This is a genomic window from Marinobacter sp. DSM 26671, assembly GCF_900112835.1.
Taxonomy (GTDB): domain Bacteria; phylum Pseudomonadota; class Gammaproteobacteria; order Pseudomonadales; family Oleiphilaceae; genus Marinobacter; species Marinobacter flavimaris.
The window spans coordinates 17,683-39,075 of sequence record NZ_FONF01000026.1; the positions used below are offsets into that span (position 1 = coordinate 17,683).

Annotated in this window: 14 protein-coding genes; 5 read left to right on the forward strand and 9 right to left on the reverse strand. The window is 54.9% G+C overall.

Annotation, left to right across the window (positions count from 1 at the left end; genetic code table 11):
• Positions 1–841 precede the first annotated feature (841 nt).
• Positions 842–1,699: a hypothetical protein gene (locus tag BM035_RS19655; RefSeq protein ID WP_092033985.1), complete on the forward strand. Its 858-nt coding sequence runs from the start codon at positions 842–844 to the stop codon at positions 1,697–1,699.
• Here the strand turns inward: BM035_RS19655 and BM035_RS19660 are convergent.
• Positions 1,687–7,164, reverse strand: coding sequence for a hypothetical protein (locus BM035_RS19660; protein ID WP_092033988.1), 5,478 nt, complete (start codon positions 7,162–7,164; stop codon positions 1,687–1,689). The two genes, BM035_RS19655 and BM035_RS19660, sit on opposite strands and share 13 nt — an antisense overlap.
• Before the next feature lie 538 nt (positions 7,165–7,702).
• Here BM035_RS19660 and BM035_RS19670 point away from each other — a divergent pair.
• The gene (locus BM035_RS19670) at positions 7,703–8,071 is read left to right on the forward strand and encodes a fibronectin type III domain-containing protein (RefSeq protein ID WP_227497769.1); all 369 of its coding nucleotides are present in this window, start codon (positions 7,703–7,705) and stop codon (positions 8,069–8,071) included.
• A 31-nt stretch (positions 8,072–8,102) separates the two neighbouring features.
• Here BM035_RS19670 and BM035_RS19675 read toward each other — a convergent pair whose 3' ends face one another.
• The 4 genes from BM035_RS19675 to BM035_RS19690 form a co-directional block, all read right to left on the reverse strand.
• A complete protein-coding gene (locus tag BM035_RS19675; RefSeq protein ID WP_092033991.1) occupies positions 8,103–10,670 on the reverse strand; it encodes a CHASE2 domain-containing protein in 2,568 nt (855 codons plus the stop codon).
• A 33-nt stretch (positions 10,671–10,703) separates the two neighbouring features.
• Positions 10,704–12,341: a FecR family protein gene (locus BM035_RS19680; RefSeq protein ID WP_008171400.1), complete on the reverse strand. Its 1,638-nt coding sequence runs from the start codon at positions 12,339–12,341 to the stop codon at positions 10,704–10,706.
• Entirely contained in the window at positions 12,334–13,068 is a 735-nt protein-coding gene (locus BM035_RS19685) for a response regulator transcription factor (protein ID WP_008171403.1), read from the reverse strand. The genes BM035_RS19680 and BM035_RS19685 overlap by 8 nt, the downstream gene beginning before the upstream one ends.
• Positions 13,069–13,179: 111 nt before the next feature.
• Positions 13,180–15,363: a DNA topoisomerase III gene (locus BM035_RS19690; RefSeq protein ID WP_092034027.1), complete on the reverse strand. Its 2,184-nt coding sequence runs from the start codon at positions 15,361–15,363 to the stop codon at positions 13,180–13,182.
• 277 nt (positions 15,364–15,640) lie between these two features.
• Here BM035_RS19690 and BM035_RS19695 point away from each other — a divergent pair, with 277 nt between their 5' ends.
• On the forward strand, positions 15,641–15,997 hold the full coding sequence (locus BM035_RS19695; RefSeq protein ID WP_008171407.1) for a BolA family protein: 357 nt from the start codon (positions 15,641–15,643) through the stop codon (positions 15,995–15,997).
• Complete coding sequence (locus BM035_RS19700; RefSeq protein ID WP_008171409.1) at positions 15,994–16,617, forward strand: L-threonylcarbamoyladenylate synthase; 624 nt, start codon at positions 15,994–15,996, stop codon at positions 16,615–16,617. The genes BM035_RS19695 and BM035_RS19700 overlap by 4 nt, the downstream gene beginning before the upstream one ends.
• A 21-nt stretch (positions 16,618–16,638) precedes the next feature.
• Here the strand turns inward: BM035_RS19700 and BM035_RS19705 are convergent, their stop codons facing one another.
• A complete protein-coding gene (locus BM035_RS19705; protein WP_008171411.1) occupies positions 16,639–17,304 on the reverse strand; it encodes a hypothetical protein in 666 nt (221 codons plus the stop codon).
• Between the two features lie 284 nt (positions 17,305–17,588).
• On the opposite strand from BM035_RS19705, the gene BM035_RS19710 reads away from it, so the two are divergent.
• Positions 17,589–19,214, forward strand: coding sequence for a methyl-accepting chemotaxis protein (locus BM035_RS19710; protein ID WP_092033993.1), 1,626 nt, complete (start codon positions 17,589–17,591; stop codon positions 19,212–19,214).
• A gap of 27 nt (positions 19,215–19,241) precedes the next feature.
• On the opposite strand, the gene BM035_RS19715 is transcribed toward BM035_RS19710, so the two are convergent.
• The 3 genes from BM035_RS19715 to BM035_RS19725 all read right to left on the reverse strand — a co-directional run bounded on the left by BM035_RS19715 (position 19,242) and on the right by BM035_RS19725 (position 21,276).
• The gene (locus tag BM035_RS19715) at positions 19,242–19,889 is read right to left on the reverse strand and encodes an MBL fold metallo-hydrolase (RefSeq protein WP_008171415.1); all 648 of its coding nucleotides are present in this window, start codon (positions 19,887–19,889) and stop codon (positions 19,242–19,244) included.
• Positions 19,890–19,925: 36 nt separating this feature from the next.
• Positions 19,926–20,504 (reverse strand): Tll0287-like domain-containing protein, encoded by a 579-nt coding sequence (locus tag BM035_RS19720; RefSeq protein ID WP_050898265.1) that lies wholly within the window; start codon positions 20,502–20,504, stop codon positions 19,926–19,928.
• Between the two features lie 97 nt (positions 20,505–20,601).
• Positions 20,602–21,276, reverse strand: a complete 675-nt coding sequence (locus tag BM035_RS19725) for a spermidine synthase (RefSeq protein WP_092033996.1) — start codon at positions 21,274–21,276, stop codon at positions 20,602–20,604.
• Positions 21,277–21,393: the final 117 nt, after the last annotated feature.

Sequence of the window (21,393 nt, forward strand, 5' to 3'; positions counted from 1 at the left end):
TTCAAGTATTTGAAGTGCTATCCGAAGTGCTCTTCAGCCGCACTTGCAAGCAGCTACGAGCGACATACGCGCGTGGAATAGTGATTTTCAGAAGTGAGTTACATATATGTAAAACAAGTCTTACATATATGAGACTCGACAGTGATCGATGATTTTTCCTCAATGGTAGTTTATGCGACCTTTAAACTGCTCGCCATGATTGCCCACATGGAAATTTTTCAAGAACCCTGAAACAAGTTCGTATGGAAGAGGTAGTTCGTGTGGGCAGAGTTGTTCTGCCGACTTAGAGACTCTGTATCGTCGTGGAACAATTTGCTTTCATGTTCTGCCCATGGTATCTGTATAACAGTTACTTTTCGGCCAACGCTATGTCTTAAATTTGTATCCTAAAAAACATAACCAAGCAACTTGCCTGAACTTCATTATTAAATTATCAAATGGCATTTTTACTGAGTCAAATTTCAAGTCAGCCGATTTACTTGCCTGATGAGCGAAGTAAGATTAACAATTCAGATGATTTGCTTGCTTTGTTGACGAGTTAAAGTTCTATGCGTTTAATTTCGTTACGCACTATGGATTGCTTTTGTTTCGATGGGTATATTTCATTCCGTTAAACATAACTAAACGAAAATTTTACTCTCTAAAGAGTCAGCCCACACTAAGGCCTTTCAAAATTGAATGAATTGCTTGTTGCAAACCGAAGGCATATGGAAACAAAGAGATTTCTCTGTCGGCTTTTATTTACGTCAGCGGTGCCGGATGGCTTGGCGCCACAAGTGCCAGAGTTTAACAGATCGTCCGGTGGTTGGAATGTGTTCAAATCGGTTCGGGAATTGTTGTCATGACGACTTCGAACGTTGGTGAATTTTTCGATACCTCAGTTCTGGTGCTCCACCCCTCAAGCGCGCCGAGTGTATTTGCCGCCGATGGTGCTCTTGAATTCGAAGAAGAGAGCTCCATCGCGCTTCCGATGCAGAAGAAGTTAAAGGATGCGATGGTGGTTGCGCTGAGTGACTTTGCAAAGTTTCGGAAAACACCGGACGTCGCTCTTGAGTTCAGGCTTAGGGTCGAATCGCAAAACGGAATTGAATTCCCTGCCACTCATGTGGTCCGGCTCATCGGTCCGGAAGTGGTTTCATCAGATGTGTCGTTATACAGGGCGGCAGCCCGCTTTATACTGGCCCAATGGGTGAAGCAGAGGTCGCTTGATGAACAAGAGACAGAGCATCTGCTCTCAGAAGCCGAGAAAGCTTTTTTGAAAGAAGTCGGTGAGGGCATTGCTGCCAACTTTGCAGGTAGGTCAATTAGCCGAGGGTTTGTTGTTCGGTTTGGCATGGATGACCTGGGAGGGTTGGTCATACAAGGCGTAATGCCTTCTTTGACGATTGACCAAGCCGCGCAAGCCACTGTTCTCGGAGTTGGGGGGCCGCTTGGATTCGATGAAGTCAAAGGTTCGGTAACGATGTGGATCAGCAAGTCTGTCTCAGAAGACCTTCAACTGCCAGGTAGTAGCCGGGTACAAGCACAATGCCATGATTTAGAGGCTCTCCGCGTGCTGGCGCAAGCTTATGCAAACCGCAACGAAATTGAGTTCAAGGCACTGGTTCAGCAAGACGCCAGCAACAAAAAGCCCGTTATCACAATTTTGGAGTTAAAAGAGGTACCGCTCGGCGACCCGGATCAATTTCACCTCGAGTGAATTGGCCGGGTTGTCGGTTGAGGTGAAAGGGGTCTTGTTCGTGGACAATAAGCAGCAGCCACTGAAATATAGGCTAATACCAGCTCAAGGCCGTCATGGAGTGGCCCTACGGCAGGTTTCCTTAGCACCAAGCCCGCATAGGATCTTGCTCGCCCAAAGGGCCTGCCATAGTCTTCGTTGAAGGTATCTAGTGAAATCGTCACATCGTTTGCCCGTGAGAATCCGCCGTCGAGCAATAAATTGTCGGCACGCTGGGATTCTTCTGGCCGACTTTTTATCAAAGCCACGTAACTGGTCTCTGGCAGCCCGAAACAGTCAACAACAAGCCGAAGTAGGCGTGACTCTTCTGGCAGGTTTGTCAGCAGATGGCCGTTTCTGCCGATGAGGTTTGAGGCTTGGTCCAACGAAGGTAGAAACCCGCTATCGCTCAGCTGGTCTCTCGACGGCAGCCTTTCAGTGAGTTCGAGTAATCTTGGCCAAACCCCAGGTGGGCGAGACTTCAATAAGTACTTGGGTAATGATCGCCCATAAAGGTAGGTCTTTTTACCCTTTTGAGGGTCGAAGACTTTAAAGCGGATACTCGCATTGATTCGGTCCACAAAAGTTTCAACGTCAGCAAGCTCTCCGGTTTCAAGCCGCAAGCAGTGTTCAATTCGGTTCGTGTCGTAGCCAAGTGCCATCAGTCGCAGACTCTCAACCACATTTTTGGGAGAGAGTCTCGTTTGTTCAGAAAATACAGTGGACGGGGAAATGTCATTAGGTGGCGGCTCAATGGTCCAATGGTGGATCTGAATCGCTTTTCTGATGGTGCCTTTGTAGCGGGAGGTGAGCGGCGTGAGGGCGTCCGCCCACTCGGTGAGCAGGTGGTTATATGAGCGCATCTGCGTGTGTGGCGTCTGGTGTCCTAGCACCCTCCCAATTGCCATCGCGCCGCGTCTTGTGAGACCGGAATTGGTTCCCAACATGATCGTTTTGATGACTTCATCGTCAGAAGATGGGGACAGATGTGATGCCAGAGGCGTGTGAATCCCGAACACGGCGCTGGTCAACACATTGCAAAACACGTGTCTTGCCTGATGCAGGCTCATCCTTGAATTGCCGGTGACGAGTTTAAGTGCTTTGGCAATATCTGAAGGAATCGATTTGGCAAAAGGGGTGAGAGTGCTATCGTTTGCGCCTAAAATCGGCTTGTTGGTGATATCCCCAGAGCGAGTTGTATATTGAGTAAGAATTGTCTCGACCAGCATCCGCTCAGTCTCAGCCAGCTCAAACATCAGCGGTACGGCTCGTCGGCTGTTCTGAGCATTTTTTAAGGCTCGAATCGGATTGTTCTGTACCAGCACCCAAGTCAGTTGGCCGGATTGGCACCAATCGGAACGGAGTAGACCTAAAGCCTCTTGTGCCCTGAGTCCAAATCGAAATGCGAGCAGAAGGACAAACGCTGCTTGCCTGCCACGATCCGCATCCGCAGGGTCCTGGTGCAGAAGTATTTTCAGAGCCCGATGATATTCTTCTTCGGAAAACAGCCGTGGGCGAACCGAACGGCCTGAACGCCTTATATCCAGTTCATCCCAGTCCGGAGCTGACACGCCGTGTTCGGTAGCCCAGTCAAAAAAGTCGATGAGTCGAGCTGAGAAGTAATGGAGATCTTTCTGCTTGTGCCCTTGGTGCTCCAGCATCCTTGCGCACAGTTCGGTGACCTCTTCCTCGGTCATGCTAATAAGGTCAGTGTTTGAGGCTAAGCCTCGAAACGCAGGCGACAGCGCTGTCAAGTAGCGCTTGATAGAGCTTGCAGCATAAGGTTTGTGTTTTCGATTGGGTGCTCCTTTTCCTCGTAGAATGCGGAAGGCGACCCAGTAGCCAATCATCAAGATCGCGCTGCTGACCTTGCGGGCATTTGAACGACAGTGTCTTTCGATTTGCCTGGCTATCGTCTCAGATTTGCTTTTGGTGTATTGATTCAAAATGTCGTGCAATGCGCGCAAAAATACCGCTGACTCAGAGTAAAACGCTCTGGAGTTGCCCAGGGGGGCCATAGCGGGAATGATGTTTGGAGTTTCCGGTTCTGGAAAGTTCTCGGTTGAATGACTTGCAGGGCTTTTGTAGCGGAGGCCTTCGACAATTCTGAGGTGGTCATATAGGCAGACGCTTGTGGGGGGATTCCTCTCACTTAGGGCCCCGGCGACTATGCCTGGTAATTCCACCAGGTTCGCTTGCTCGACTGCGTGATTTAAAAGATTAAGCACATGCGCAAAGGTGACACGTGTATGGTCGGCTTCATGTTGCGGCTTGGTTTTTCTTAGGATTGCATATAGTGAAATCAGGGGCTTGGGGCAGCGTGTCTGGTTCAGGTCTTTCATGCTCTTGAGACCCAGACCCCTTGCTAACATTCGCCCAGTGGCATGGTCGATTTCATGCCTTTGGACGGGTTGGTCAAAGTTGTCGTATTCCAGCGCTTCGTTGTACTCAAGGTAAACATGCTGTTTGTGCTGGATGATCCGATAGTTCCTGCCCCTGACCAGGTCCTCCAGTAGCTGTAGATAAGAAATGCGCTTTTCGATAGCAAGCAACGCCATCGCGAGTGCAAGTTCGTCGGATTTCGAATAACGCTTCTGTCGAATGTCTTGTTTAATCTGGCTTGCCCAGAGCTTTAGTTCAGGCATAACGCGCAGCGCCTGCGCACAGCTGCTGCGAAATAGGGATCGTTCATTCCCAAAACGCGACAGCCTATGCCGGATGAATCGGCGAGCCTGCGAATCCGCGTTTTCTAGCCACTGGATCAATACCTCCATTCGAATGGCTGCTCGCGGGTGGGGCAGGCCATTTTCTCTCAGCAACATGTGTTTGACGGCATCATCAACATAAGGCTGGTTTAGCTTTTCGCCATCAGGAAGGGGATTGGTTGCGAGAAAAAAGTCCAGATCCTTCCGGGCTGTGGATCGAGCCTCATTGCGCGCACGCAATCGCTCCCGATGGCGTTTTTCCTGACCAAAATATTTTGGTTCCTCGTAATTGATTGTGTCCGGGCGGTGATGAAGCTGAATGCGTTCATAAGAAGCCGTGGGCAACGACACCGAAAAGCCGAGTCGGTCAAAGCAGTCATCGACAACTTGCCGATATTCGTCAGCATCATGCTTCCAGCATTGTGGCGAATGGTCGCTATACGTTGTCACGCCGCGTTCTGCGTGTCCCAGCCAACCGTCAATTACTTCAGGATTAACGCCGTACCGTGCTAGTTGCTGTGAGAATCGATGTCGGAAAAGGTTTTTAGGCAGGCCAAACTCTAAAAAGTCTGATTCCGAGACCATCGGATCGTTGAGTGGATGCCAAAACCCGAAATGATCGAGTAAGAAGAAAAGGGGTAAATGATCAGACCTTCCTTGCAGCACGTTTTCGATGCGTTCAGCCAATCTTTTGTGTTGAGTTCGCACAGCATCAGAAAGCTTGCGAAGGTGCTCAAGATAGCTATTGATTATCGAAACAGCACCGTGTGCAAGTGGCACCATTCGACCGCAGTGGAGTCCATCGTCGTTTTTGTCGTTGATGAAAACTGCCGGCGGATCAAAGCAGAAATGACTCAGTGACTCGAATGGTTCCGATAAGTGGCGGCATCCGGTAGCTGCATAGAGGGCGGTAACCGTATAGGTTACGAGGTGGTTGTGAAAGGTGATTGCATCGCAGGCCCTCGTCGCGAAGAGCTTTTCGGTGCCTCGCTGTATGACCTCAATGAGGAACGACTCCAGTGGGGCCAGCACACTCCCAAGTAAGTTAATTCGTTCAGTACGAGCTGCTGCTTCTGTTCTATGGGATAAAAAGCCACTCCTTACTTCGTCGATATCCCAATTGGTGTAACCGCACGCAGCAGGAAGCGCAGAGCGTGGGTGAGCCGAGATCAAACGGGCGAGAGAGTGATCGCCTTTTGCATCAAATACTTTTTGCGATTGGGCATTGGCGAGTTTCGCGCTGGATAGTCTCGGGAAGTTTTGACGAGCATGTTGGTTGAACCAGGTGTTTATATCTTGAGAGCCGAATAGCGTCCACAGTCGTCGCAACGAGGGGGCGTCCTGATTGCCCTGGGTCGCGTGCTGAAGTATTTCCTGTACCCAGCTTGGCAAGGTAACGCGTAGACATTCCTCAAATGGCTCGATGAGTTGTTCGTCTTGCGGGCGGGGAAACCAGGAATTGTGACGCTTTGGAAGTATTCGATGCGCCGCGCTGGCATCCCGACAGATGCTCCACTCCGCTTGCATACTGTCAGTGATTTGAAACTCCAGTACGAACTCCAAGGAACGGCCAAAATTGATTGCTAACCACACCAATGCGGTGCCAAGCCTCTCTGAGAACTCGCCATTCTCCCGATTGCGCGTTAGCCAGTCTTCGAGCAGTTGATTTTCAGGAGGTAATGGCTTGTCCCATGACCAAGGCAGGTAGTGAGAGAGCTCTGCCGTCTGCATGACAACGCTGCGGCCTGATAATTGCTGCTCTTCCGGAGTCTCTTGGGGGTTAACATCGAAAAGAATCAGCTGCTCAAGATCGTCTGGATCAGCCGTGCTGCTATCGCTTTCTGAATAGGCTAAAACCTGTTGTGTCTCAGTTGTCCTGTCGAGTACGAGAGCGAGATTCGAGCGCTTAAGTTCAGTAAAGGATGCGTTGATGGCCGGAGCTACTCGGCGACCTACTATTGGGTTTCGCTGACCTTCGCTTACTTTTTGAACAGATCTGAGTAATAGAAGGCTCTTGCGGTCGTCGGGTGCGGAATACTGCGTAAGTAACTGGGTGGATGCGTATCTCAGCGCCAAATTAAATTGTTGATACGAGTAGTGCTTAGAAGTGAGGGCTCTCTTTGCCCTCGTTAGTAAGGCGTCGATGACTCCCCACTTGTCGTTCTGGCCAGGCAGACTTAGTGCACTTGCAACCTGCTGTATTTGGCTATCGTGGAAGCAGGCGTCTTTAACTGTCCTCTCAATTGCCTGCATGATGAGCCAAAGGCGGAGGGCTCGACGGAGTCGATTTAATTCATCGGTCCGTGATTGCGCCAACGGATTAACGATCATCTCTAAGAGGAAATGCTCGTTCTTGATGTCCGCTCCTGCTCTCCTTAGTGTGGTTTTCGTCCTTTCTCGGGATGTGTCATGAGGCATGCCCGAGAACGCAGAGGATATATCAATATCAGCGTTATAGGCGGAGGACAGTTCTCTCAACTGAAACGCATAGGGATTGGCATCCCACTGAGCAAGTAACGAGACCGAATCTTTGTTGGAAAGTTCGCGGGCAAGATTGCCGATGACGGTGAAGTTTTCTGTGAAGCCAAAGGTCAGAGCGATGGCTTCGAAAATTTCGGCAACTTGATGTTGTTCCGCCCAAGTTTTGATTGTCTGGAAATGGGGGCCTGGCAACCTTAAGGTCAAATCGGAGCTATCCGTAGTCGCGTCTTTGTGCCAACTCTGGCTCTGATTTTTTGTCATTAATGGATTTAGTCTCCAGAGGCTCAGATAGGCTAATACCCAATTTATACACTAATTTAGGAGGCATAAAGCATTTTTGGCACAAAAAAGGTGGGTTAAATTCATCGGTCTCATAACCGTCGTTGGTTCGAATCCAGCCCCCGCTACCACTATTTAACAAAGCCCGCTTATGCGGGCTTTGTTGTTTCTAATCGGAGCTTCTGAGTCACCGAGACCGCTGTAGAGAAAGGGCCCGCTTTTGCGGGCCTTTTGTTTTATAAGCTACTCCCATACTTCTCCCTCAATAGAATTTTTTCAGTGCTGCCGCCTGTTGTCGGCCCCTTCCGGGCAAATTTTTGCCTTCCCAATCAGTAACTTCTCTAACTTCATTACGAGTCCCTGACGGGAAATTGACAATTTCGTAACTAGGGGAATGACAGAGTTCACATCGATAATCAGCCCCGTTTTATACAATTTCACAAAATCGACGAAAAAATGGTGCTTAAACCACATGAAGCGCGTCATCAAAGTGTCACAGGCATGGATTGCCGCGTTCGCTATGGGAGCACTACTCACAGGGTGTGGCGGTGGTGGCTCTTCCGATTCTTCAGGCACACAAACTAGCTCTAGTGGGGGAATCTCGTCTCCGGAACGCTCCGCAGTATTGAGCTGGAGCGCTCCCCTGACTCGCGTTAACGGCGAGAGCATTCCGATGGGTGAGCTCGACAAATATGTGATCCGGTACGGTCAGGATGCTGACGAGCTGAGCGAAGAGGTGGTTGTCACCAATGCCCAGGCCGAAGCGGAAATGTCCTACGAGGTGAGTGGTCTGGACGCAGGGACCTGGTATTTCACTATCCAGGTTCAGGATACCAATGGGCTGATCAGTGAGCCCTCCGATGTTGTGAGCAAGTCCATCCGTTCCTGAGACTAGAACCCCGGGCCTGGAGTATGAAGTCTCAGGCCATCGGGTCTGCAATCGGCAGTTTGAGGGTGAACGCAGAGCCTTCGCCCGGTTGCGACGACACCGAAATTTCCCCTCTATGCTTTTCAACAACGGTTTTGACGAAGGATAGTCCGAGTCCCGTTCCGTGGACTCCGGCCAGCTCAGTGCTTTTTTGACGCCGGTAACGGTCAAACAGGTGCGGCAGTTCCTCCGGATCGATACCGGTACCTTCATCGGCAATCGTCAAACAGGCCTGATGGCCAGCGCGGAAGACCTGAATGCTGACGTCTGATCCACTCGGGCTGTATTGAACAGCATTGGTCAGCAGGTTGATGACGGCGCGCTCCAGAAGCTCCGCATTGCCTTTCAGCCACAAATCCTCGGTACCCTGTAACTGGAGTTGTATCTGCTTCTCTACAGCCTGCTCGCTGACGCTGTCACGGGCATTTTCTACGATGGCCAGAAATTCGCATTCGTAGAACCGGGTTTCCGTTAATTGTTCCGCCCGGGCCAACTGCACGAATTCCTCGGCCAGGTGATAGCTTCTCCGGGCCAGCCGCCCCAGTTGTTCCAGCTGTTCCTGTTCAATGTGGCTGGGATCCCGTTTCAACTGTTCGATCAGGGCAAGCTGTGAAACCAGAGGCGAACGCACGTCATGGGAAATAAAGTCGATTGCCTCGCGGTGCTGTCGCTGCTGCTCCCGCAATTCCGAAATATCCGAAATATTGGCAATGATGCCTTGCTGGTCGCTGTCTGGCAGCGAAAACGGTGCAAAATGAATCAGGAAATCTTTGTCGCGAATCCTGAGGTCTACGGTGCGGCTCTGTAATAGGGTCAGGGTGTCGGAAACGGTTTCATGCCAGGGTGGCGTTTCCCGCGGATCGTGTCCCTCTAGTAGTCTTACCAGGGGAAGGCCGGCCAGGCTCGGCATAGGCTCGCGGAACCATTCCTCTATGTGGCCGTTGGCAAAACGGATGACCCCCAGCTCGTCAGTCACGATGATACCGTCGGGCATGCGCTCAAAACTTCTCCGGATGAACTGCTGCATGTGGTTCAACCGATCCGTGGCAATGCGGACCCGCTCTATTCGTGCAGAAATGTTTTCACTGGGTCTGGCTGCAGAATCCGCCGGTACGGCTTGCTCAAGGTGCAGCCTGCGCAGATAGCGCTGGATGGCCTCGCGCCCGAGATCATTGGGTAACAGCAGACCCAGGTGATAGCGGGTGCCGGCTCGCAATAGCTGAATCCAGCTTCGATTGCTGTCGTGAAACCAGTGCCCCGGAGTCAGGTCATCCGGAATATCGCTCTTTGACATTCCACGTGCGGAGAGGATGTCGTTCTCCTCCATCAAAAGCCACCCTGTGGGGCGAAACAGGGCCTGGAAGTGCTCCAGAAGTTGTGTCGGGTTCCTTCCCGAGGGTGCGGGCAGGGCGACCTGGGGGCTTCTGGCCAGCTCGTCCAGTTGCCGGTTCAAAAATCGGTTGGTCATGGCCAGTCGAAGGCCGCTGGATACAGGAAAGGCCAGGAGTGGAACCAGCAGTGCGTTTGCAAGGGGAACCCACCATCGCATCGTCAGCAGCACGAACAGATAGATTCCGAGCAGTCCCGCCAGAACCGTCGCGCAGGCGAGAAGGGTTCGCGCAGGCCGCATGGGTGGCAGGGCGAGGGCGAGTATCAGGATGGTTGTCATGGCCAGCAGGGCAGACGCCCACGCCGGTGCGGGTTTAATCAACAATCCCTGCATGTATGCCGACAACACGTTGGCGTGGAATTCAACGCCGGACATCGGACGGCTCAGCCCCGAGAAGGGCGTGGGCAGTATGTCGCCAAAACCGGCGGCTGTGGCACCGACAAAGACTATTTTGCCACTGAAGTGTTCGGGTGCGGCCGGCTGAGCGAGTACCTGCGAGAAAGAATACGACTGGAGAGAGCCGGCACCACCGATCAGGGGCACGGCACGGTATTGATCCCGAATATTGACATAGGAAGGCGTATCCCCGGTCTTCGGATTTTGTGGTCCAACACCGCTTGCGGCCAGCGCAAGGCTTGGCCAGAGCTGGTTCCCGAGGCCATTAAACAGGTAAAGACCTCGGGCAACGCCGTCGCTGTCCAGTTCCACATGAGCATGGCCCAGACCGGCGGCCGCCGAAGCCAGCACTCCAACCGGCAATTGTTCGCTTAACAGGTACTGGGAGGTGGGAGGCGACAGATAGACTGGCAGAATAACGTTGCCGTGGCTTCGCATCTGTTCTGCCAGTTGCTGGTCGTCTGGCGACGGTTCGGCGAACAGAATATCGAACACAATGGTTTTTGCGCCTGCCTCGTTGAGCTTGGCAATGAGCTCTGCGTGCAGGTTACGGGGCCAGGGCCAGCGGCCCAGGCGATTCAGGCTAAGCTCGTCGATCGTCACCAGAACCACCTCGTCCGAGGCTTCCAGTGGATTCGAGGTGATGGCTTGGTCGTACAGCCAGTAATCCAGGCGCTGAGGCAGTTCGGTTGTCTGGATAAGCAGGAGCAGTGCCAGCAGTATCAGGCCCAGAGTCCAGGGGGTCGTTTTAATTGGCAGCCAATCCCGGTTCATGAGCCCTGCTGTGTGGTTCGGTCGATCAACGGATTATTCCAGGTACAATTCCCTCCCTGGTCCCCAACGGCTTTGCAGTGGACCATCAGAAAGAGCTTTCAGGCGCACAAAATACCGCCTTCCGGGAATAAGACGCAAGGCTGCCGTGGTATCAGGCAGTGTTGCTTCCTTGATGATATTGTTGAAGCCCGGCTCCTCCGAGAGTTGCAGTCGGTATTCTGCCGCCGTGTCTACCTTCTCCCAGAACACCCTTACCTGGCTGTCGATGTAGTTCACGCTGATGATCCGAACCGGAGGCAGGCTGCCATTGACCACCAGCTCCCGCGGCTGCGTTGTAGCAACTGAATTGCCGCCTGCTTCGGTCACCACGCGCCAGTAATACTTGCCAGGCCCAAGCGGGCGTGAGGGCAGGGCAGCCGTTTCGGGTGCCCACTCGCTGGTGGCGATCAGGTTCCGGAAATCCTGATCTTCGGCTATCTCTACCCGAGCCACTTCATTGTCGCCGTTAAGCTGCCAGCGAAACTCGGGCATATCGTCGTTGACGGTGCCCCCATCTTCCGGAGCAACCAGGCTGGCAGTCCTGGCCTGAAGATCGACTTCCAGCGGGACGACGCGTGGCATCCCCGCCGTGCCGCGAGTATCGAGTGCCGCCAGGTGTACCTCATAGCTGCCATTATCCAGTTGCCCGATATCAAAGCTGTTGCCTGTCAGTTTTCGGCTTTCTACCCAGCGGCCTGTGTCGCTTTCGAAGATGTCCACCCGGTGCATGGGGGCGCGACTTTCCTGCCAGGTCATGGTGGTGGGCAGTTGGGTCAGTCTCGGTGGCAGTGGATCGAGCGCCGGCGCTGGCGGTAGGCGGCGAATGCTCAGGCCGTCATTGTTAGTGGTGGACAGGCTGGCTCCGAAACCCGCAGGGATCCGGCGGGTCTTGCCGGGGGCCCCGAAGTCAACGTCGCCCTCGGTTACCTGCAGGCGAGTGCCCTCTGCCGATGTCTGGAGTGAAAATGCGGTACCTCTCACGGCGGCGACGGCCGAAGGCGTTTCAATCTCGAATCGTGCGCCTCCCTCCATGACCGGCTTCACTCGGGTGTGGATCTCGCCCCTGTCGAGTCGGAGTCTGGTATCGACCATGCCGGCTTTGCCGTATTGGGTCAGGCGATTGAAGATGAGTCGAGAATTCGGAGAAATCCTTACTTCCGAGCCGTCCGCCAGTTCAATGGTGGCGGTCCCGGACGCGGACAGAATTTCATCACCAACGCGGATGAGGGCGTCTTCACTCAGGGGTGTTTTCCGACCGGTATTTCCGGAAATCAGCTGTACGGTTCCGGTGACCGATGTCGCCCGCGCCGGCTGAGGTTGGCGCTTTAGCCAGGCAAGGGGAATTCGCACACTGTCGCCGGCACCCAGAATGGCACCGTTGCCAATCTTGTTGTATTGCAGAAGGCGACTCGCGGGATAATTGGGTGCGAGCAGGTCGTTGGCCACTTCCGAAAAGCTTTCTCCCGGCCGCAAGGTGTAGATCCACTCGGGCACCGGGTTGGCCGACGAAACGTCAGAATGCCCGGCTGAACCGCGCGTTACCGAAAGCTCGGCAGCCGCGGGGGCAGCCCAGGCAAGCAGTGAAAGGATCAGCAGCAGTGCCGGTAATCGCGGAGCCGGGCTGTCAGTCATTGGCTGCCCTGGCGGGTTCGTCGACGTCAAAGGCCTGGTCCTGCGCCTTCATGGCCTCCAGTCGGTAGCCCCGCTGGTAAATGGTCTTGATGCGGAAGCCGTTTTCCGGGTTCAGGCCGAGACGACGGCGCAGTCGGCTCATATGCGTGTCCACGGTACGGGTATTGATATCCCGCGCCAGACCCCAGACGCGCTCAAGCAGCATTTCCCGAGTCAGCAGCCGGCCCTGGTTCTGGAACAGGAACAGGGTCAGATCGAAATCCTTGTCGGTCAGCGTCAGTTCTTCACCATGGAGTGCAATGACCCTTTGCTGCGTGTTGATTTCGAACGGACCATAGCGAAGCACTTCCTTTTCGCTGTCAGGATTGGAGCGTCTCGCCAGAGCATTGATGCGCGCGCCCAATTCCGCCGCACGGGCCGGCTTGGCCAGGTAATCGTCGGCGCCGGCATCCAGAGCCCGAACAATATCTGCCTCGCTGTCCCGCTGGGTGAGAAACACGACTGGAATCGGCCAGTTCAGCTGGGCGCGAACGCTCTCGAGAACATCAATGCCGGTCATGTCCGGAATCTGCCAATCCAGAATCAGGAGGTCATAGCTGCGGTGCAGAACCGCGCTCAGGAAATTTTGGCCGGTCGGGAAGCTGTCGCAGTGGTGCCCGCTTTCAGACAGAATTGACTGGATGTGCTGTGCCTGTTCGGTTTCATCTTCAAGCAAAGCAATACGCATTAAGCCTCTCCCGGAGTGTCGCTCTCTTGCCTGGTATCGAGCAGAGCTTTCAATGGACTACTCTGCTATATCAATCAATTATCACAAAATGTGGATCTGCGTTCAGTATCGTTATGTAGACTTGCGTAAACGGACTGAAGGCTTTCCGTTGTCGTCGTCCAGTGTTTGTCGGCAGCCGGGGAAATTACTGCAGCCCCAGAACCAGCCTTTTTTCCCTTTTCGTCGCACCAGGGGCGAGAAACAGTGGGGGCATGGAATGGGTTTCTGGCCAGTGCCATCCTGAGGCGTGGCTTCTTCCAGCGGTCGGGTGCCCCGGCAATCCGGGTAGCGGGTGCAGGCAAAAAAGCGGCCGAATTTGCCCTCTCGCTCCAGCATCGGGGCGCGACATTTGGGGCAGTGGGGCTGTGCCTCTGGCGAGGTTGTGCCGATGCTCTCCGAGTCGACGGTCGGGCGGCCCTGGGGCCTGGCCAGAAAGCCGCGGATCTCCTCTTTGAGGGTATCCAGAAACTTTCTGGGGTCGCCCTCGCCACGGCGAATGCTCTCCAGGTTGGCTTCCCAGACGGCCGTGCGATCCGGCTTGCTGACCGATTCGGGCAAAGCACTGATCAACGCCTTGGCTTTGTCGGTGGCGCGTATATGTCGACTGTCGCGGTACAGGTAATCGCGCTTGAATAAGGTATCGATGATCGCAGCCCGGGTTGCTTCGGTGCCCAGGCCATCGGTCTCGCGTAGGGTTTTGCGAAGTTCGGTATCGGTTACAAATCGGGCAATGTTGGTCATTGCCGAGAGCAGGGTCGCGTCGGTGAAATGCTGGGGCGGCTGGGTTTTGCGCTCGCTGAGGTTGCTATCGTCGCAGAATACCGGTTCGCCTTTTTCCAGTCTGGGAAGCGGTGCCTTCTCCGGTTCCTTGCGAGCTTCTCGCAGTTTCAGTTCCAGCGTTTTCCAGCCGGGCACCAGGATGGCCGTTTCCGTCGCGCGGAATTCGTGCTCTGACACTCGTACCGTTAGCTTACCCTCCCTGTGCACGGCATCGGGCGCGAACTGCATCAGATAGTACCGGCTGATCAGTCCGTAGATTTTTTCTTCCGCGTCACTGAGTTTGCCGTTCGGCGTCGGGCGGCTGGTTGGGATAATAGCGTGGTGGGCGTCGACCTGTTTGTCGTTCCACGCGGAAGTCCTGCGGCCAAGGTCTGCGCCGTTGCAGGCTTGCTCCAGATCCGGTGCCACTCGGGCAATGGCTCTTATCACCTGCTCCCGCTGGCTGTAGTGGCCTTCCGGTAAAAACCGGCAATCTGATCGCGGGTAGGTGATGAGCTGGTGGCGCTCGTAAAGATTCTGGGCGGTATCCAGGACGTCTTTGGCACCCATGCGGAATAGCCGGCCTGCTTCAATTTGCAGGGCCGACAGGGAAAACGGCAGCGGTGGCGCTTCCGACCGATCCCGAAAGCGGGACTCGGTGATGGTGCCGGGTCGGTTTCGAACGCTGTCGGCAATCTGTTCAGCGACTTCCCGGTTGAGCAGGCGGTTCTCTTCATCCAGGTAATCCTGGAACTGCTCGTTGGGCTGCCAGCGGGCGGTGAAGGTTTGCTGGTCGGCTTCTTCCTCCTGAGCCCTGAACCTTGCTTCAATGCGGTAATAGGGCTTGGGCTGGAAGTGTTCGATGGTATTGTCACGTTCAACCACAAGGCCAAGTACCGGAGTCTGTACCCGGCCAACGGAATAGACCCCCTGTTCACCCTGCCGCTGATAACTGAGGGTATAAAATCGGGTCAGGTTGATGCCATAGAGCCAGTCGGCGCGTTGTCTGGCCAGGGCGGAATGGGATAACCGACGGAATTCCCGGTTGTCCCTGGGGCTCTGGATCGCCCGGGCCACGGCCGCTGGCGTCAAATCGTTGATCAGTATCCGTTGAACCGGGGCGCTGGCACCGAAATAGCGGATAACTTCGTCCACCAGCAGCTGGCCTTCCCGATCCGGGTCGCCAGCATGAATAATGGTCTTGGCCTGGCGAATCAGCGATTCCAGCACCTTTAATTGTTGCTGAACACTGTCCTTGGGCATGACCTCCCATTTGTCGGGAAACATCGGCAGGTCTTCCTGGCGCCATTTCTTCCAAGCGGGGTTATAGCGTGCAGGTTCTGCCGGTTCCAGCAGGTGGCCGATGCACCAGCTAACGGTGGCAGCATTTTCGCCAGTGCCACAGCGTATCCAGCCCTGGCCTTTCTGGTGAGGGCCAGGGAGGGCAGCGGCGATGGCGCGGCCGAGACTTGGTTTTTCGGCGATGTACAGGTGCATGGGGTTTGGGTGTTTTGGAATCGGGATGGGAATGTGGCGCTTTGGCTTTATGGTGTCAAGGCTCTCGGGTGTGTCCTGTATGTGTAGTAGACTGAGGGTGTTGGTGGAGGCGGCTGTGAAGATGGCTTTCCCAAAAGACGCCGTGAACCCATCCATGGGGGCTTGGTGCTGCCATCCTTGGCAACACACACTTTTGGGAAAGCCATCTCCACACCCGCTTCTGACCGTTCGCCATTCGCCCTCTTCCATCAGGGTTGAGCTGTAGGAGTCTCGAAACATGAAGATCCAGAATGCAATTGAAACCAAGCTGAACGACGCCTTCGATGCGCGTGTGCTTCAGGTGGAGAACGAGAGCCACAAGCACAGTGTGCCTCCTAATTCTGAAACTCATTTCAAGGTGACCCTGGTGTCGCCGGAATTTGAGGGGCAGATGAGGGTGCGGCGGCATCAGGCGATTTACAAGGTGCTTGCCGAGGAACTGGCGGGGCCGGTTCATGCGCTGGCGTTGCATCTATACTCACCGGAAGAATGGGAGGCGACGGGGCAGTCGGCGCCGGAATCTCCGAATTGTATGGGCGGGTCGAAGAAAGATCCGGCGATGGCGACGCGGACCGCACAGGGAGAGGGTTCATGAGTCAGTTTTTCCAGATTCATCCGGAGACGCCACAGAAGCGTCTGATCAATCAGGCGGTGGATATTCTGCGTCGTGGCGGGGTGATCGTGTATCCCACGGATTCCGCCTATGCCATTGGTTGTCACCTCGGTGACAAGCAGGCGGCGGATCGGATCAAGCGGATTCGCCGTCTGGATGACAAGCACAACTTCACCTTGGTGTGCCGGGATCTTTCGGACATCGGGGTCTATGCCAAGGTGGACAACACCCAGTACCGGTTGCTGAAGAATTTCACGCCCGGGCCCTACACTTTCATTCTGGATGCCACCAGTGAAGTGCCCCGGCGGCTGCTTCATCCCAAACGCCGGTCAGTAGGCGTCCGTGTGCCGGACAATGCCATTGTTCAGGAGCTGTTGGGCGAGCTTGGTGAGCCCATCATGAGTAGCACTCTGATTCTGCCGGGCGAAACCGATCCGATGACAGACCCTTATGAAATCCGGGAAACCCTGGAGCATGAGCTGGATCTGATTATCGACGGGGGATTCTGCGGTATGGAAGCGACCACGGTCGTGGACTTTACCGGCGAGGCTCCGGTGGTTACCCGTGTTGGTAAGGGGGATCCGGCGCCTTTCGAGGTCTGATTCTCCTGATCCGTCTTTCCTTTATGCCCGGGCGTTCAGATTAAAGGCGTACGCCCGGCTATTCCCTGCAGCTTCGATTTGCTCGGCACTCACTGAGCGGCGCATGGTGTCGTAACGGTGCACGAGGTCCTGCAGGCCGTTAAATTGCTGGTTCTCGCTGATCAGTGTGTCCAATAGCGGGTTATTCACCCCGTACGCCTGATTCAGTTTGAGCGCATTGTCCATGAAATGCAGCGTTGGCTCGTTAACGCTGAGGCGATTGAACGCTTCCTTGAAGTTTTTGTTTACGTTCAGGTCTTTTTCAATCTGGATGCGTGTGTTGTCTGCGATTTTCCCTTCCACCGCAACGCTGCCATTCTCCGTTTTGCTCACGTTCAATGCGGTTGCCGGGTGCAGGTTGTATTCGGCAAGTTTGTGCCGCAGTGTTTCTCGAACGAAGGCAAGATCCTGCCCCACAGTTTGTTTGTAGTCGGTCATGGCCAGTCGGCGGGCTTTCAGCCGTGAGAGGTCAGACTGGTTGTTCTCCGAGGGTGTAAAACGGTCATCGCCAGGTGTCGGCTCGGTTTCCATGGCCTTTGCCTGTGCTTTGCCGGGCGCGGCTTCCGGCCCTGTTGAAGGCGTCTGGCGCCTTTCCATGGCCTGCTGGAACTGGGTGCTCGCCCGGATCAGAGATGTCAGTAGGGACATGGATGGGTTTCCTCCTTCGGTCAACCGGAGTGCGGTTTCCGAACAGTCAGCGTTGGGAATCACGAATGCTTGTCATCATGCTCTGCAGCTTTCAGGCCAACTCGATGAAGTCCCGGGCTGAGGGCTCCCTCCTTCCTTCATGTGTAAACGACTTTTCCCGGATCTGATCTGTGTCAGGAAATAATTGACGCATATCTATAAAGTTTGGCGACAGTTAGTTGTCATCACGAAACGTCAAAACAACGTCCTGGCCGCATGCCGCGCGGTCTCTGTGTCGGGTTACCATGAAAAAACAGTATTCCATCCGCTTTCTCTTACTTGCCGCTCTGGCGGCTGCCTTCTCCCTGGTGCTCGTGTTTACCGTAATCTACAGTGCAGACTCGCAGCGTGATCATCTTGAAGAGTTCAGCCACAAATACGTGGATGGACTGGCAAAATCCTATTTCGATGGGCTGAATACCATGATGGTCACCGGCACCATCGGTAACCGGGATGTGCTTCGGAAAAAGGTGATGGCGTCTGAAGACGTGCTGGACGTGCGGGTGATTCGCAGTGACCATTTGAACCGGATCTTCGGCAACGGCAACGCGTCGGAACAGAAGCGGGAACCTTTGGACAAGAAAGCGCTTGCCGGTGAGCGGGTGGAGTCCTATTCCAGCAATGAGGACGGGCGAGTCTACACACTGATCGAGCCCGTGATCGCGATGGAGAACTATCAGGGCGTCAACTGTCTTGGCTGTCATCAGGCCAGTGAGGGAGACGTTCTTGGAGCCATTCGGGTGGACTATTCCATGGCTGACAGCGATGCCCGTTTGCAGCAGCAACTGCTGACCAGTGGCGGTATTCAGGTAGCCATCTTTGCTGCGGTGTTTTTCCTGACCGCCGCCGCTTTGAGTCGACTGGTGTTTTCCCGTTTGCGGCGACTCCACGACCGCATGGACGAGATCTCCAGAAATTCTGACCTGACCATTGAGCTTGAGGTTACCCGCAACGACGAGATCGGTTCCGTGTCCCGGGCGTTCAACCGGATGATGGCGAAGATACGGGAGAGCATGAATACCGTCATGGACAACGCCGAACAGGTTGAACAGGCGGCCAGAAGCATTGCGGGGAAGGCTGACACGACAGAGAGGGAAGTGCTTGCCCAGCGTGACAACACAGATCAGGTGGCCAGCGCCACTACCGAGATGGCCGCATCTGCGGTTCAGGTCCGGGAAAATGCCATTCATACCACCCGAAAATCCGCAGATACTGCGGAATCAGCGAGCAAGGGTGAGAGCCTTGCCCGGAATGCAGTAAAAAGCATCGAGGCATTGAACACCGAGGTCCAGAGTGGCGCAAAACGCATTGAGCAGCTGGATCAACGTACCAGCCAGATGTCGGATATGCTGGAGGTAATCTCCAATATCGCTGACCAGACCAACCTGCTGGCGCTCAATGCCGCCATCGAGGCGGCCCGTGCCGGAGAGCAGGGGCGCGGTTTTTCTGTGGTGGCCGATGAGGTGCGTGCGCTGGCGTCGAGAACTCAGGATTCAACGGAGGAAATCCGGAACACCATCAACGGACTGAAGGGAGAGGTTGTCGATTGTGTGGCCACCATGCGCCATGCCTCTGAGATGGCAGAGCATCAGGTTTCAGCCATTCTGACAGTAGAGTCTGAACTGCAAACCATTGCATCTGCTGTGCGGGAGATCACCAACCTCAATCAGGAAATGGAGAGCGCTGCCAACGAGCAGAGCGATGTCTCCGAATCCATTAATCACAACGTGATTGAAATCAGTCGCTCGGCAGAGCAGACCTCCGGGGATGCCAAGGAGACAGCGAGAATTGCCGGAGACCTTCTGGCCATGGCCGAGAATCTCAGGAAAACCATCGAACAGTTCCGGCTGAATCAGGAAAGCCGCCTTTAGAACGGCGGCGTGGGTCTGGCGACAGGCTCAGCCCCGATGGTCGGAAACAAAGGGGTTGGTGGCTCGCTCCCGGCCAAAGGTGGACATCGGACCGTGTCCGGGAATGAACGCAACCTCGTCGCCGAGCGGGAACAGCTGTTCCCTGATAGAGCGAATCAGTGTTGCGTGGTCGCCCTTTGGAAAATCCGTGCGTCCGATGGAGCCATGGAACAGCACGTCACCCACAAGCGCCAGACCGGATTCCTTATGATAAAAAACCACATGCCCCGGTGTGTGGCCGGGGCAGTGAAGGACCTCCAGAGTCTGGTTGCCCACCGTGACCTGCTGCCCATCTTCCAGCCAGCGATCCGGGGTGAAAACTTCCGGGGCCGGAAACCCGAACATCTGCGCCTGCTGGGGCAGGCCAACAATCCAGAAATTGTCTTCCTTCTGCGGCCCCTCAATGGGAATACCCAGCTCTTTGGACAGCTCCGCAGTTCCGCCGGCATGGTCAATGTGGGCATGGGTAAGCAGAATTTTCTCGACCGTCACGCCTTCCTCAGCCACAGCGGCGCGAATCTTCTCCAGATCCCCGCCCGGATCGACTACGGCTGCCCGGCGCGTCTTTTCGCACCAGATCAGTGAGCAGTTCTGCTGGAAAGGCGTGACCGGAATGATTCTGTAGTTCAGTGACATACCTGTTCTCAATCGCTGAAGAAATGGCTAGTGCCATCAGTTTACTGGAACTTCCCGCGTAACAACGAACGCGCCCCGCAAATCGCCCTCGGAGAAGCCGGTCGCCTTGTCTTCAGGATAGAGTTCAGCCAGTTTTGCCTTCACCTCCGGGGCGATGGACTTACCATGACAGCCAAGGCAAAGTTTCTGTGTCGGGATGGCGCTCATATATTGGAACGCCGGCTGTCCGGACGCTTCGGAGACCTGCCAGACCTCCACCGGTTTTCCGTTCTTTACCGGCTGTCTGTCCATGGCCAGCAGCTGGATCTCCTGCCAGTCGGTCGGGGTGTTTTCCGGGTTCCGGACTTTCAGACTGGTCCGACTGATGACCCAGCCGCCGCTGCTGTTGTTGCTGGCGATTTCCGGTGCCACAGTCTTGCAAACACCAATACCGTTTGTGAGGCCGCCTTCTTTGATGGCCGCCTGGAGCGCCTGCTTCAGTGAGCCGCCGAAGCTTTTCACCAGGGAACGTGCTTCGGCAACCATTGCTTCCGGGCTATCTGCTTGGGGTTGCGCGAGAAGTGGCATGGAAAGCAAGGAGCATAGCAAGGCTGTTGTGATGGTCGGTTTGGTCATTGAATCTCTCCCGGGCTTCTTGGCTTTGGAATAAGTATATAACAAAGGAATAATCCCAAATTGAGCCAGGACAGATTCCGGTAGAGTCGATGAATGATTACCACGCCAGCCAGATAACGTGGCGGGCACCCTTGCCGGGTCGCAAGGCCCTCACTGTAACGGGCTCAACAGAAAATCCTGCCCGCCGCAGCCTCTCTGTGAAGGAATGCTCCTGGCCGGCAGACCAGTAGGCAAGGATGCCATCAGGTCGCAGGGCTTTCTGGGCGGCCGCAATGCCATCCGGTGAGTAGATCCAGTTGTTTTCTTTGCGGGTGAGGCCTTCCGGGCCGTTGTCGACATCGAGAAGGATGGCATCCCATTCGCCGTCGCTGTTTCTGAGTAATTCGGCTACATCACCAATGTGAACCTGCGCTCTCGGGTCGTTCAGCGGGTTGCCCGCCGCAGAGCCCAGCGGCCCGCGATTCCAGGCTTCTACTTCGGGAACCAGCTCGGCTACCGTCACCTGCGCATCGTCGCCCAGAGCGGCCAGCGCTGCTGCCAGCGTGAACCCCATGCCCAGGCCGCCGATAAGAACCCGGGGAGCAGGCTGATCGGCAATCCGTTCGCACGCCAGGGTGGCAAGAGCATCCTCCGAGCCGTGGATCCGGCTGTTCATCAATTCTCCGGTGGTGCCGGCAATTTTGATGGAAAATTCATCATTGCGTTGCAAAAGACGTAATCGGGTTCCCTTGCCGGGGATCATTGCGGTTCCGATTTCGGTAAAGCGGGCCATTGAGAAGTCCTGATGTCGGTAAGGAGGGGCAGTTTAGCTCGCCTGGAGCCAGGTTGAATATCACGGACCGAGAATCGGGGTTAAGAGAGGTGGTACCCCCGGCAGGTTCCACACTAA

Coding starts and splice junctions, on each gene's coding strand:
- BM035_RS19655 (WP_092033985.1), top strand. CDS start 842: ATGACGACTTCGAACGTTGGTGAATTTTTCGATACCTCAGTTCTGGTG.
- BM035_RS19660 (WP_092033988.1), bottom strand. CDS start 7,164: ATGACAAAAAATCAGAGCCAGAGTTGGCACAAAGACGCGACTACGGAT.
- BM035_RS19670 (WP_227497769.1), top strand. CDS start 7,703: ATGGGAGCACTACTCACAGGGTGTGGCGGTGGTGGCTCTTCCGATTCT.
- BM035_RS19675 (WP_092033991.1), bottom strand. CDS start 10,670: ATGAACCGGGATTGGCTGCCAATTAAAACGACCCCCTGGACTCTGGGC.
- BM035_RS19680 (WP_008171400.1), bottom strand. CDS start 12,341: ATGACTGACAGCCCGGCTCCGCGATTACCGGCACTGCTGCTGATCCTT.
- BM035_RS19685 (WP_008171403.1), bottom strand. CDS start 13,068: ATGCGTATTGCTTTGCTTGAAGATGAAACCGAACAGGCACAGCACATC.
- BM035_RS19690 (WP_092034027.1), bottom strand. CDS start 15,363: ATGCACCTGTACATCGCCGAAAAACCAAGTCTCGGCCGCGCCATCGCC.
- BM035_RS19695 (WP_008171407.1), top strand. CDS start 15,641: ATGAAGATCCAGAATGCAATTGAAACCAAGCTGAACGACGCCTTCGAT.
- BM035_RS19700 (WP_008171409.1), top strand. CDS start 15,994: ATGAGTCAGTTTTTCCAGATTCATCCGGAGACGCCACAGAAGCGTCTG.
- BM035_RS19705 (WP_008171411.1), bottom strand. CDS start 17,304: ATGTCCCTACTGACATCTCTGATCCGGGCGAGCACCCAGTTCCAGCAG.
- BM035_RS19710 (WP_092033993.1), top strand. CDS start 17,589: ATGAAAAAACAGTATTCCATCCGCTTTCTCTTACTTGCCGCTCTGGCG.
- BM035_RS19715 (WP_008171415.1), bottom strand. CDS start 19,889: ATGTCACTGAACTACAGAATCATTCCGGTCACGCCTTTCCAGCAGAAC.
- BM035_RS19720 (WP_050898265.1), bottom strand. CDS start 20,504: ATGACCAAACCGACCATCACAACAGCCTTGCTATGCTCCTTGCTTTCC.
- BM035_RS19725 (WP_092033996.1), bottom strand. CDS start 21,276: ATGGCCCGCTTTACCGAAATCGGAACCGCAATGATCCCCGGCAAGGGA.